Source organism: Oscillibacter sp. UBA6647 (assembly GCA_002455655.1).
Taxonomy (GTDB): Bacteria; Bacillota; Clostridia; order Oscillospirales; family Oscillospiraceae; genus Oscillibacter.
Genome location: DKLF01000081.1, coordinates 1 through 13,227, shown reverse-complemented (window position 1 = coordinate 13,227; position 13,227 = coordinate 1). Strand labels below are relative to the sequence as shown.

Below are 13,227 nucleotides of genomic sequence, written 5' to 3'. Positions count from 1 at the left end.
CATGGCGCCTCCTCCAGAAATAGGTAATCCCTCCCACAGCTAAAAGCAATCCGCCGGATACAGGAAGCAGCGGCGATGTACTTTTTCCAGTCTCCTGCGTAGTTGATAGCTCTATAATGGTATAAGTTCCTGCCGCATCCGCTGCAAAGCGTAGAAGCTCCCCGTCGAAGGAAACATCTGTAATTTGTTCCCCAGCTTCATTTTGAATGGTGATATCAGTATGTTTCGACTGTGGCATATATCGAAGCCGCAATACTGTTCCCGAAAGCTGCGTAACCGATTTGCCGGAAACCTCTACTGCAAGCACAATCTGATTGCTTTCCGGCTGGGTCAGCCTAACAGTCAGAGTATCCGCATCCGACAGGTTCAGTGCTAAAAGCAGCTTGCTTGGAATACTGACGGTAACATCGCCGGAACCAAACACGACGCTTTCTTCCTCTTTACAGAGATCCTTTAGACGCAGACCAGAAATGACCGTTTGGGTTGGAGAATAGGATTCTGTAACAGCAGCGGATTTCTGAGCAGCGGAACTTTTCTCCGACTGTGTAGTGTTAAGTAGCGGAGCGGTTACCTGTACGGAAATGGATACAGTGTTCTCAAAACCGTCCGCAAGCGTCGTTCCCTCTGGAATAGAAATGTTTCCAATCACAGCGTAAGTACCGGGTGTCTCTGCATCCACTGTGCTGAAATCCCATGTAACAGACAATGTAAGCGGATAGGAAGAACCCTCCTTTTGTGCTGTGCCGGAAATGTTGATGGAATCCAGTTCATTATGTAACTGTGTAAAATCGGTATCGCCGCAATTCATGTTGAACGTATCTGTGAAAGCATCCGGGATAGCGTAGGAGATGATGCTGCCAGTATAGTAAAAGTTGTTGGGCACCACACCGTCACCGGTTCCGCCGGTTTCATCACCATCCGTGCCCATATCTGCATCGGAAGGAGTAGCGGTGTCCATACTGTCACCCGAAACAGCGCCGTTGCCGGAATCGGTTACAGTATCCGTGGTTTCGGCAGGTGCAGTCGGTTCCTCTGCCGCCAGTACAGACGGTGCAAGCGCTGTGCAAAGCAGCAGAGCGGTTAAAATCAGTGAAAATATCTGCTTCATATTCCCTCCCCCCGTAGCGAACCAGCGGAGAGACGCAGACGTTGCCCTTGTACCTGCCGTTGCAGGCGGCGACTGACAGGCAGCCGCTCCCCATTTTTCAGAATCAGAAAGTCGTCCCCCAGCTCCCGGACTTCTGTCAAATTAACCACAATACCCTTAAAGCAGGACATAAACCGCGGATATGCCGTCAGCTGCTCGGAAAGCTCCGTGAAGCTTCCGGACACGGGAACAAGACAGTCCTCTAAATGGACGCAGGCACAGCGGTTCTGGTAATCGGCATAAAGGATACGGCTCAGGGCGATGGCGAGCGGCTGGTTTTTGGTGGTGACCGTAACGGTCGGGTCGCTCGGCTCCCCGGTTATCTTGCAGTAATTCAGGGCGCGGGAGAGCTTCTCGGGTGTGGCAGGCTTTACAATATAGTCCGCCGCCCGAACGTCATAGCTTTTGACGCCGAATTCCGAGCTGGTAGTCAGAAAAATCAGGTTGATCTGCTCGTCCAGTTGCCGCAGCTTCAAGGCGCAGTCCACGCCGTTTTCGTTGTTCAGAAAAATATCCATAAAGACAACATCATAGCTGCCCGGTATGTAGTCGGCAAGCAGTTCCCTGCCGCTGTGAAACTCTGTGATATGTATCGTCTGCTTCTGTGTTTCCTCATATTGTTTTAAAAGGCCGCGGAGTATTTCACACTCATCAGCCATATCATCTACAATTGCCGCATTCACTTGAAATCCCTCCTCTGCATACAATTATCCATTTAACATTATACCACATACCGCCAATCCTTTCCATCATCCAAACATTGAATGGATAGATTGCAAAGGTGCAAATAAGGATAAATATTTTTTAGTCCTGACTTGACACCAGCAGGTCCAACGAGTCCCACCGGTCCGGATTTTGCATCCACCGGATTTTCTGGGTTTAAATCATCATTGTCAGTTAGTTCGGGGGCGCAGATCACCGGCCGTTCAAAATTTAATAAATGCACTGTTTCCCCTGTTAAACCTGAACGTAACGCTGCTGAACCTGAGAGCAATTCTGGGGAATGGAGCGGTGGTGCTGGCAGGTGATGTTGAATTAAGCGCAGGGGACGTAATCGGCCTGTTCTATGTTTCCGACGGCCTGTCGCTGACGCTGAATCTGGGCGGTGCCAATGCCGGGGGCATGGTGTGGTCCATGCATAGAATCTCATAAGGCATATCGCTTTGCAGGACAGAGCGTGCAACCCTCTCACGAAAATAAGCAGTGGGGGGGGCTGCTTTTTTGTGTCCGCGCAGTTGTACCGGGCTGACAGGGTTTCACTCCGGAAAGGACGCCGGTTTGCACCGGACTTTACAAATACCGGAAAAACGGATATAATAACAGTAATTTATTATAAAAAGAAGGAAATGCGGCCCGGTTTGGACCGGAGCCGCTGAAAAACAAAATTGGAAAAGGACGAAGCAACTATGGAACTGACACAAGGCGTCCGGTTTGACAGCCTGGGGCTGTCACCGGAGATTATGCGCGCTCTTCGTGAGCGCAATATTGAGCTGTCCACCCCCGTGCAGGCGGGCTGCATCCCCCCCATGCTGGCGTGGAAGGACGTGATTGCCAAGGCCCCTACCGGCACAGGGAAGACCTTTGCCTACGGGATCCCCATCGTGGAGCATATCGACCCTGCGGACGAAAGCGTGCAGGCCGTGATTCTGGCCCCCACCCGGGAGCTGGCCATCCAAATCACGGACGAGCTGCGGGATATCGCGGCCTATCGGGCGGGGGTGCGGATGGTGTGCCTTTACGGCGGACAGCCCATCGGCAAGCAAATTGACATTTTGAAGAAGAAACCACAGATTGTGGTGGCCACTCCCGGCCGACTGTCGGACCATATGAAGCGGCGCACCGTCCGTGTAGACACGGCGCAGACCGTGGTACTGGACGAGGCAGACCGGATGCTGGACATGGGTTTCATCCACGATGTAACCCGGCTGCTTGACCGGATGAACAAGCGGAAAAATCTCGGAATGTTCTCCGCCACCATTTCCCGGGAGGTCATGGATATCGCCTGGGTCCACCAGCGGGACGCAGAGGAGATCACCGTCCGGGCGGACGAGGAAAACAAGCCCGACATCCTTCAGTACCGTCTGGAGGTCACCCACGACGGCAAGGCCGAGGCCATCGCAAAGATCATGGACGGCGGCGAATTTGACCGGGCCATGGTTTTCTGCAACACCAAGGGCTCCACGGAGCGCATCGCGAAATTTTTGCAGATGCGGGGCGTGGACGCGGAGTGCATCCACGGCGACATTCCGCAGAAAAAGCGGGAGCAGGTGATGGACAAGTTCCGCAAGGGCGAGTTGCGGGTGTTTGTGGCCACCGACGTGGCGGCCCGGGGCATCGACGTGGATGACGTGGATGTGGTGTTCAACTGCGATGTGCCGGACGAAAATCAGGACTATGTCCACCGCATCGGCCGCACCGGCCGCGCCAAACGGCACGGCATGGCGGTGAGCCTGATTGCGGACTACCCGTCGAAAATGCGGATTGACAACATCGCCAAATGCACGGACAATATGATTGTCCCGGCCCGGATGGACGCGGGCGGAAGGCTTACTGCGGAGTCTGCCCCGGGAAAGTAATAAAGCGGTTAAAACAAGAAGAAACGCCCGGCGTTCCAGTTGGAATGCCGGGCGAGTTTGCGTTTGTAGGATTGCATGAGAAAGAAGGGGCGCCGCCGCTCGCAGTTGCGGGAAGCAGGGGAGAGCGGGAGCCTGTGCTCAGGCGGCTGTTTTCGTCCGGGCAGACTCAATCTGCTTCACCTGTTCCAAGGTCTGCCCCTTGCCGGTGAGATCGGCGGAGAGTGCCGGGTCGATGGCTACGGCAAGATACATATTGTTCCCGAAAAGGAACGCGCCGGAGGTGACACCAACCGCCTGCCCGTATATGTTCAGCAGCGCGCCGCCGCTGGAGCCCTGAGAGATGTCCGCAGTGGACATGATGCAGGGCGCGGCGTAGCCGTCCGTCGTCCGGCTGGCGTCGCTGACGATACCGGAGGAGACGGCCAGTCCCAGCCCAAGGGGGCTGCCGATGGTATAGATTTCATCGCCCATTCGCAAAGTGTCGCGAGACGCGGTTTCAAGGTATACGAAACCCGGTGTTTCCACTCCGGTGAGGGAGGTGTGCCCAATGCGTAAAACAGCGATATCGTTGTCTACGTCGTAGTAGACCACTTCCTTCACCGGATATTGCTCGCCGCTGACGAGGGTGGCCACACCGGCGGCGCAGCCTGCAATGGCGTGGTAATTGGTGACGGCCAGTCCGTCCCCGCTGATGAAAAAGCCGCTGGCGCTGCCATCAGGCTCCTTTAAATCAAGGTTCTGGCTGTCCTCATACATGCTTAGCTGAAACACGGCGGCGGTATACCGGTCGGCGGCCTGCCGGGCTGTCAGCGCGGGACTTGTAAGATTCAGTCTGTCGGCGGCTGCGGCTGCGGACGGACTGACGGCGGTCAGGTGCGCAAGAAGCGTGCCGTCGTCCTTGTATGAGGCGTAAAGTGCGCCGGCGGTCAGCTCAAAGAGATCACCCCGGGTCAGGGTTTTTCCGTAATCTCGGGAGGTGATCGCCATGTGGCGGGCAAAGGTCAGCGCGTTTTCATAGGAAACATCCTCGCCGGTATAGCCCAGCAGCCGCCCCAGCGCGGCGCAGTAGGCTGCGGAGGTGATGGCCTCGGATGCGCCGAAGGTATCACCGGTTACGCCCCGAAGCCAGCCCTGTCCGTAGGCATACCGCACGGCCTGCACCGCGTAGGTAGGCACGTCCTTAAAGGGAATGGAGGTCTTGTCCGCGGCGGCGGCCTCCTCCGCTCCGGCAAGGCGCACCAGAATCACGGCGGCCTGCGCCCGGGTGGCGGGGTCGTCCACGTTGTACGCACCCCGGACCACGTTCAGGGCGGAGAGGGTTTGGGCGGCGCGGGTTCCCTCGCCGGTAAGCGCCCCGGCGGGAACGGCGCAAATCAGCAGCACAGCCGCAAGAGCCAGTGCAAAAAACTGTTTTTTCATGGTGAGCAACAACCTCCAAATAAGATTTTTTAATTTTAACACGGGCTTTCGTGCTTTTCAAGGCAAGTGGAAAAATACCGTGGCAGGACGGGAAAAAGAGGGATGTTTTTTGCGGGGCAGCGCGGCAGGCGTGGACATGCGGTGAAAAAACTGGTATAATACCCCTGTAACGGTTTTATGCGTGCTTGCGGGCGGCTTCCGAGACGGCGCTTCGCGTCCCAGGCGGCATTCCGGTAAATTTATAAGGACAAACAGGAGCGACACATGGCAAAGGAGCTTGCGCCGGGACTTTGGCGCCTTGATATCCCGCTGGTGGGGAATCCACTGAAAAATCTCAACAGCTATCTGATTGCGGGAGAACGGAACCTTTTGATTGACACCGGGTTCAACCAGCCCGCCTGCCGCGCGGCGATGGACCGGCAGCTTGGCGAGATCGGCGTGGACCTGACCCGGACGGACATCTTTCTGACCCACCTGCACAGCGACCATGCGGGCCTTTCCACCTATCTGCATCGGCCCGGCCGGGCCGTGTTTCTCAGCGAGTGGGACGCGAACCGGCGGGAGGAGTACAGCCGAGGCGACGTGCTTTGGCGGCGGACCTACGCGGGCTATGTGGAAAACGGGTTTACCCGGGAAGAGGTGGACTGGCTGGGTGGCGGCAATCCCGCCCAGACGGATGTTCCCGAGCCTTTGGGCAGGCCCTATGACCGGCTGGAGAATGGGCAGATACTGGAATACGGTGGGCGGAAGCTGCGCTGCATTCTCACCCCGGGACATACGCCGGGACATCTGTGCCTGTACGAAGCGGAACATGAAACGCTTTTTTCCGGCGACCATATTCTCTTTCACATCACGCCCAACATCTGCCGCTGGGAGGGGGTCCCCGACTCTCTGGGAGACTATCTTGAAAGCCTTGACGCTGTGAAGGACCTGCCGGTGAAGACCCTGCTTCCCGCCCACCGGGAAGAGACGGGGGACCTGCGCCTGCGGGCAGAGGAGCTGAAGGCCCACCACGCCCAGAGAATTGAGGGTGCACGGGGAATTGTTGAAAAGAAGCCGGGGCTGACGGCCTATGAAATTGCGGGGGAGATGCGCTGGAGCATCCGCGCCCGGAGCTGGGCCGATTTCCCCCTGACCCAGAAGTTTTTTGCGGTGGGAGAAGCGCTGGCCCATCTTGACTGGCTGGAGGTGCGGGGCGGCGTAAAGAGCCGCGCGGAAAACGGAAAAATTCGGTATTATCCCAATGAATGATATGATAAAGGAGCGGACTGAAATGGACCTGAAAGACATTTTATCCAGATGCGACCATACGCTGCTCTCCCAGACGGCGGCTTGGGAGGAAATCAAGGCTCTTTGCGACGACGGGATGAAATATGGCTGCGCCAGCGTCTGCATTCCCGCGTCCTATGTGGCGCAGGCGGCGGAGTACGCGGCGGGAAGACTGCCCATCTGCACCGTCATCGGCTTTCCCAACGGGTATTCCACCACAAAGGCCAAGTGCTTTGAAGCGGCCGACGCGGTGGAAAACGGCGCGGTCGAGGTCGACATGGTGATTAACCTCGGCTGGGTGAAGGACCGGAAGTGGGACGAGCTGCTGGGCGAGATTCGGGCGGTGAAGGCCGCCTGCGGCGGAAAGCTTTTGAAGGTCATCATTGAAACCTGCTTTCTCACCGACGAGGAAAAAATCAAGCTGTGCCAGCTTGTCACCGCCTCCGGCGCGGAGTATATCAAAACCTCCACCGGCTTTGGCGGCGGCGGCGCGACACGGGAGGACGTGGCCCTGTTCAAGGCCCATGTGGGGCCCGGTGTGAAAATCAAAGCCGCGGGCGGTATCGCCGATCTCAAGGACGCGGAGGATTTTATAAACCTTGGCGCGGACCGGCTGGGCACCTCACGGGTGGTGAAGGCCGCCAAGGCGTTGGAGCGGTAAGTGCCCAAAACAGAGCTTCTATCCGGGATTTATCCCGAGGTAAAAATGAAAAAATTGAAGGAGGAAGTTACAATGTCCACTCCCCATAACAGTGCGGTAAAAGGTGATTTTGCCAAAACGGTTCTGATGCCCGGCGACCCCTTGCGGGCGGCGTATATCGCGGAGAATTTCCTGAAGGATGCAAGGCTTGTGAACAACGTCCGGGGCGTGCAGGGCTATACCGGCCTTTACAAGGACGTACCCGTGTCCGTCATGGCCTCCGGCATGGGAATGCCCAGCATCGGCATCTATTCCCACGAGCTGTTTCATTTTTACGATGTGGAAAACATCATCCGCGTGGGCAGCGCCGGAGCTTTGACCACAAAGCTGAATATGAAAGACGTGGTTTTGGGTCAGGCCGCCTGCACGAATTCCAACTTCTCCCACCAGTTTGGCCTGAACGGCGTGCTGTCTCCCGTGGCGGACTATGAGCTGCTGGAAACGGCGGTGAACGTGGCGCGCAAGTCCGGGGCAAGCTGGGCCGTGGGCAGCTTCCTCTCCAGCGACATTTTCTATAATAAGGCCGACGATTCCCTGAAATGGGCGGAGTACGGCGTGCTGGCGGTGGAGATGGAGTCCGCGGCGCTGTACTGGAACGCCATGGAGGCGGGCAAGCGGGCGCTGACCATCTGCACCGTGTCCGACAGCGTGGTCACCGGCGAGGGCCTTCCCGCAGAAGAGCGGCAGACGGGCTTTACGCAGATGATGGAAATCGCTTTGGACACCGCCGTGGAGATGGCAAAGAAATAAGTAACACTTTTTTTCGCTTTTTTTAGAGTAAAAATGACAGGATTACCTGTTGAAATTTTCCGGACAAATTGATATAATTTTCCATGACACGGGGACGGGCGGTTCTCCACCCGTCCCCGTGTCAAAATTTTGAAAGAAGGTTTGATCCCAATGAAGAAGTTTCTTGCACTGGCTCTGGCATTGGTCATGACCGCGTCTCTGGCCGCCTGCGGCAACGACGCCACGCCTCCCGCCGGCTCCGGCTCCGGCAGCGGCGGCGAAGCCGCCTCCTCCTATAAGGTGGCAATGATCACCGACTACGGCGATATCACCGACCAGTCCTTCAACCAGACTACTTATGAGGCCTGTAAGGCGTTCTGCGAAGCCAACAGCATCCAGTTCAACTACTACAAGCCCAACGGTGACACCACCGCCGAGCGCGTGGCCATGGTGGACGCGGCTGTGGCCGACGGGTACAACGTCATCGTGATGCCCGGCTACGCTTTTGGCGGCACCATCGTGGAAGCCGCGCCCCAGAACCCCGACGTGAAGTTTGTCGCGCTGGACGTGGGCGAGGGCGACCTGCTTGACCCCGCCGTCACCGCCAAGGGCGAGACCTACGACTGGACCCCCGCCAACTGGACTCTGTCCGACTATGTGGACCTGAGCAACGTGTACTGCGCGGTGTATCAGGAGGAACTGTGTGGCTACATGGCAGGCTATGCCGCCGTGAAGCTGGGCTATGACCATCTGGGCTTCCTGGGCGGCATGGCGGTTCCCGCCGTGGTCCGCTATGGCTACGGCTATGTGCAGGGCGCAGACGCTGCTGCCGGTGAGACCAGCGCGAAGGTGACCATGGAGTATGTCTATGGCAACCAGTTCTTCGGCGACGGAGACATCACCGCTTACATGGACACTTGGTATAAGACCATGGGCGTGCAGGCTGTGTTCGCCTGCGGCGGCGGCATTTACACCTCTGCTGCTGAGGCAGCCGCCAAGGTGGACGGCGCTAAGGTCATCGGCGTGGATACCGATCAGGCCGCCATCATCGACGCTTACGGCGCGGACATGACCGTTACCTCCGCCATGAAGGGCCTGGCTCCCACCGTGGATACCCTGCTGGGCGAGATCATTCTCAACGACAACTGGAGCGCGTATGCGGGCAAGATTCAGACCCTGGGTCTGGTTTCCGGCGACGATCCCGCTGCCAACTACGTCCAGATCCCCATGGAGAGCACCCAGTGGGGCGACGGCTTCAGCCAGGACGACTATAAGGCGCTGGTTTCCAAGATGTACAGCGGCGAGGTCAAGGTGTCCAGCGACATCGGCGCCGAGCCTGCCGTCACCAACATCACCGTCAACTATTACGGCAATATTAAGTAATCTCACCGTTTGACTGCGGAGGAGGACGAGCGACAGCCCGCCCTCCTCCGCTTTTTCTGTAAACATGTAAAATTCGTAAAAAATTGCAAATTTTCTTTGATATATGGAATGGGACATAGTATAATAAGCGGATAGTAAATCGGTTTCCTTCTGACCTCTGAAACAAGGGAGTCAAGGGAGGCGATGAAAGGGACAAAGGAGGTCGCGGAGCTTGGAAGAGACATATGCGGTGGAAATGCTCAACATCACCAAGCGGTTCCCGGGCATTATTGCCAACGACAACATTACCCTTCGGTTGAAAAAGGGAGAGATTCACGCGCTGCTGGGAGAAAACGGCGCGGGAAAGTCCACGCTGATGAGCGTGCTGTTCGGCCTTTATCGGCCAGAGGAGGGCTCCATCCGCATGGGTGGGCGCGAAGTCTCCATTAAGGACCCCAACGACGCAAACGCACTGGGCATCGGCATGGTCCACCAGCATTTCAAGCTGGTGGAGTGCTTTACCGTGCTTGACAACATCATTATGGGCGTGGAGCCCAGCAAATATGGGTTTTTGCAGAAAGCGGAGGCCCGTGAAAAAGTGATGGCCCTGTCGGACAAATACAGTTTGCGGGTGGACCCGGACGCCAAGGTGGAGGACATCTCCGTGGGTATGCAGCAGCGTACCGAGATTTTGAAAATGCTGTATCGGGAAAATGAAATTTTGATTTTCGACGAGCCTACCGCTGTCCTCACCCCTCAGGAAATCGAGGAGCTGATGGACATTATGCGGGGGCTGAAGGCCGAGGGCAAAAGCATCCTCTTCATCACCCATAAGCTCAACGAAATTGTGGCTGTGGCGGACCGGTGCACCGTTTTGCGCAAGGGCGCCTACATCGGGACCGTGGACGTGGCCGATTCCAGCAAGGAAGAGCTCAGCCGCATGATGGTGGGCCGGGACGTGGACTTTGCGGTCCGCAAGAAGGCCCGCGCACCGGGGCAGGTGGTTCTGGAGGTGGAGGGCGTGACCGTGGCGTCCAAAATGCACAAGAACAACGCGGTGAAAAACGTGAGTTTTCAGGTCCATGAGGGGGAGATTGTCTGCCTTGCCGGAATTGACGGCAACGGGCAGACCGAACTTGTCCACGCATTGACGGGGCTTGTGAAGCCCGTTGGGGGAAGCTTTTCCCTGCGGGGCGTGGATATGACGAGGGACTCCATCCGGGAGCGTTCCAAGCTGGGCCTGAGCCATATCCCTGAAGACCGGCACAAGCATGGGCTGGTGCTGGACTACACGCTGGAGCAGAATCTGGTGCTTGAAAACTACTGGAAGCCGGAGTTTCAAAACAGGGGCTTTATCCGCTTCAAGGCTGTGCGGGAGTATGCCCAGCGACTGATCGAGCAGTATGACATCCGCTCTGGACAGGGCCCCGTGACAACGGCCCGGTCCATGTCCGGCGGCAACCAGCAAAAGGCCATCGTGGCCCGGGAAATCGACAAGGACCCGGAGCTTTTGGTGGCGGTGCAGCCCACTCGGGGGCTGGACGTGGGCGCCATTGAGTATATTCACCGTCAGATCGTGGCCCAGCGGGATCAGGGAAAAGCGGTGCTGCTGGTGAGTCTGGAGCTGGACGAGGTGATGAGCCTGTCCGACCGCATCCTTGTCATGTACGAGGGGGAAATTGTGGGCGAGCTGGACCCCAAAACCGCCACGGTGGAAGAACTGGGACTTTACATGGCGGGTGCAAAGCGGAAGGAGGCGGTGTGACATGGAGAAAACGAAAACGCGGAATTCGCTGCTGCGCAATGTTGGGGTCCAATCCCTGCTTGCATCGCTTTTGTGCATTCTGATCGGACTGCTGGTGGGCTATCTGGTGCTGCTGGCCATCAATCCCGCAGGGGCGGGAAAGGCTATTTCCACTATCGTTAAAAACTTTTTCTATTACCCCAGCCGGGCCGCGCAGCTTAAATATCTGGGCAGCACGCTGGTGAAAACCTCGCCGCTACTGCTGTGCAGCCTGTCGGTGCTGTTTGCCTATAAGGTGGGCCTGTTCAACATCGGCGCGGCGGGGCAGTATGTGGTGGGCGCGGGCGCGTCGCTGTACTGCGCGCTGGCGCTGGACATGCCGTGGTACCTGTGCCTGCTGGCCGCCGTGGCGGCGGGCGCGCTGCTGGGAGCGCTGTCCGGCGTTTTGAAGGCATACTGCAACGTGAACGAGGTCATCTCCTGCATCATGCTCAACTGGATCAGCCTGTACATGGTGAATACCCTGCTGACCAACGTGAAGGAATATTCCAGCCCCTATACCCTGACTCTGGCCAGCACGAATCCCGGGGCGCTGATTCCGACGCTGGGGCTTGGAAGCCTGTTCAACAACAACCAGTATGTCACCATTGCCATCCCGATGGCAGTTTTGGTCACGGTGGTGATCTGGGTGCTGCTGGAAAAGACGAAGCTGGGGTTTGAACTGAAGGCCACCGGCTTCAACAAGGACGCGGCCCAATATTGCGGCATGAAGGAAAAGCAGAATATCATTCTCACCATGGCCATCGCAGGAGGGCTTGCGGGCATGGCGGCGGCGCTTCTCTTTCTCACCGGGTTTGAGCAGTGGTCCTGCACCCAGTCGGCGGTTCCGGCCATGGGCTTCAACGGCATTGCCGCTGCGTTCCTTGGCGGACTGAACCCCATCGGGACTATTTTCTCCTCCTATTTCATCCAGCATATCACCTCCGGCGGCGCATATGTGGACAAGACCATGTATTCGTCTCAGATTTCCGATTTTATCTCCGCGCTGATCATCTACCTGTGCGGGTTTGTGCTGTTCTTTAAGTACGCGCTGAATAACCGGCTGGACCGCCGGGCGGAGCGGGAGGCCAAGGCCGCCCAAGCCGGGGCCAATCAGGAAGGGGGCGAGCGGTAATGGCACTGCTGGTGCAATATACGCTGATTTTTGCCTCCGTGCTGGTGCTGGTGGCTCTGGGCGGCTGCTTTTCCGAGCATTCCGGCGTCATCAACATTGGGCTGGAGGGCATCATGGTCATGGGCGCGCTGGGCGGTGCGCTGATGCTCAATTTCCTGCCGCCTGAGACGTCCGCCTTTATGATGGTGCTGCTGACCGTTTTGGCGGCGGTGGCGCTGGGGGCGGTATACTCCCTGCTGCTGGCGGTGGCTGCGGTCAGCTTCGGGGCGGACCAGACCATTGTGGGCACCGCCATGAACCTGCTGGGGACCGCTGCGGCCACCGTGTTTGTCAAGGCCATGAATACCTCCATCAATCCCAACAACGTATCCTCCACCATCCAGTACATCGCCGCGAAAAAGGCGTTTCTGGTGAAGCTTGGCGGTTTTGAGTTCAACTGGTTCATGCTGCTGGCCGCCATTGCGCTGGTATGCTCGTATGTGCTGCTGTACAAAACCCGCTTCGGTCTGCGGCTGATGGCCTGCGGCGAGCATCCGCAGGCGGCGGACAGCGTGGGCATCAATGTCTATAAGATGCGCTATGCGGGCGTGCTGATTTCCGGCATTCTGGGCGGCCTTGGCGGCATCGTGTACATCACCGCCGGCGTCAGCGAGTGGAAGTTTGAAAATGGCGTGGCGGGCTTTGGATTTTTGTCTCTGGCCGTGATGATTTTCGGCCAGTGGAGGCCCTCTCGCATCGCGCTGGCGGCGCTGCTGTTTGGCCTTTTCCGGGCGCTGAGCAACGTCTATACCGGATTTGGCTTCCTGATGGCGCTGAACCTGCCCAGCAGCGTGTATAACATGCTGCCCTACATTATCTCTCTGGTGGTGCTGGCGTTTACCTCCGGGAAGTCCCGCGCCCCCAAGGCGGAGGGAATCCCTTATGACAAGGGACAGCGATAAGAGTTCAGAAAATTCCCGTAGTCGAATTTTATAAGACAACCGAAAAGCCCGCATAGCGGGCTTTTCGGCTGAAATGCGTTACAACGCCTCACCGCCAGCCTTTGGCTGGCGGTGAGGCGTTCGTTTCGCGAGAGGGGTTTTCCCGAAGTACACGCCGCCGGGAAAA

12 protein-coding genes are annotated in these 13,227 nt (G+C 57.5%); 9 read left to right on the top strand and 3 right to left on the bottom strand.

The features are described from left to right. Nucleotides 1–1,108: hypothetical protein (locus B2W96_RS06100; protein ID WP_349680142.1), on the bottom strand; the 1,108-nt coding region annotated here is incomplete at its 3' end. Further along, nucleotides 1,105–1,830: a LytR/AlgR family response regulator transcription factor gene (locus tag B2W96_RS06095; protein WP_293009398.1), complete on the bottom strand. Its 726-nt coding sequence runs from the start codon at nt 1,828–1,830 to the stop codon at nt 1,105–1,107. The genes B2W96_RS06100 and B2W96_RS06095, both read right to left, overlap by 4 nt. A gap of 331 nt (nt 1,831–2,161) precedes the next feature. Here B2W96_RS06095 and B2W96_RS06090 point away from each other — a divergent pair, with 331 nt between their 5' ends. Continuing rightward, entirely contained in the window at nt 2,162–2,299 is a 138-nt protein-coding gene (locus B2W96_RS06090; RefSeq protein ID WP_293009397.1) for a hypothetical protein, read from the top strand. Nucleotides 2,300–2,553: 254 nt separating this feature from the next. Continuing rightward, nucleotides 2,554–3,723, top strand: a complete 1,170-nt coding sequence (locus B2W96_RS06085; protein WP_293009396.1) for a DEAD/DEAH box helicase — start codon at nt 2,554–2,556, stop codon at nt 3,721–3,723. Nucleotides 3,724–3,861: 138 nt separating this feature from the next. Here B2W96_RS06085 and B2W96_RS06080 read toward each other — a convergent pair whose 3' ends face one another. After that, a complete protein-coding gene (locus B2W96_RS06080) occupies nt 3,862–5,142 on the bottom strand; it encodes a S1C family serine protease (RefSeq protein ID WP_293009395.1) in 1,281 nt (426 codons plus the stop codon). 264 nt (nt 5,143–5,406) lie between these two features. Between B2W96_RS06080 and B2W96_RS06075 the strand changes: the two genes are divergently transcribed. The 7 genes from B2W96_RS06075 to B2W96_RS06045 all read left to right on the top strand — a co-directional run bounded on the left by B2W96_RS06075 (nt 5,407) and on the right by B2W96_RS06045 (nt 13,061). Continuing rightward, complete coding sequence (locus B2W96_RS06075; protein ID WP_293009394.1) at nt 5,407–6,393, top strand: MBL fold metallo-hydrolase; 987 nt, start codon at nt 5,407–5,409, stop codon at nt 6,391–6,393. Between the two features lie 22 nt (nt 6,394–6,415). Continuing rightward, on the top strand, nt 6,416–7,072 hold the full coding sequence (gene deoC / locus B2W96_RS06070) for a deoxyribose-phosphate aldolase (protein WP_293009393.1): 657 nt from the start codon (nt 6,416–6,418) through the stop codon (nt 7,070–7,072). A gap of 72 nt (nt 7,073–7,144) precedes the next feature. Continuing rightward, nucleotides 7,145–7,861: a purine-nucleoside phosphorylase gene (gene deoD / locus B2W96_RS06065; protein ID WP_293009392.1), complete on the top strand. Its 717-nt coding sequence runs from the start codon at nt 7,145–7,147 to the stop codon at nt 7,859–7,861. Between the two features lie 150 nt (nt 7,862–8,011). Beyond that, nucleotides 8,012–9,223 carry a BMP family ABC transporter substrate-binding protein gene (locus B2W96_RS06060; protein ID WP_293009391.1) on the top strand — a complete coding sequence of 404 codons (1,212 nt, stop codon included), beginning with the start codon at nt 8,012–8,014 and terminating at the stop codon, nt 9,221–9,223. Between the two features lie 235 nt (nt 9,224–9,458). Further along, nucleotides 9,459–10,967, top strand: a complete 1,509-nt coding sequence (locus B2W96_RS06055; RefSeq protein WP_293009399.1) for an ABC transporter ATP-binding protein — start codon at nt 9,459–9,461, stop codon at nt 10,965–10,967. Nucleotide 10,968: 1 nt separating this feature from the next. Continuing rightward, nucleotides 10,969–12,120, top strand: coding sequence for an ABC transporter permease (locus B2W96_RS06050; RefSeq protein WP_293009390.1), 1,152 nt, complete (start codon nt 10,969–10,971; stop codon nt 12,118–12,120). Further along, complete coding sequence (locus B2W96_RS06045) at nt 12,120–13,061, top strand: ABC transporter permease (RefSeq protein ID WP_293009389.1); 942 nt, start codon at nt 12,120–12,122, stop codon at nt 13,059–13,061. Before B2W96_RS06050 ends, B2W96_RS06045 begins: the two co-directional genes overlap by 1 nt. Nucleotides 13,062–13,227 lie beyond the last annotated feature (166 nt).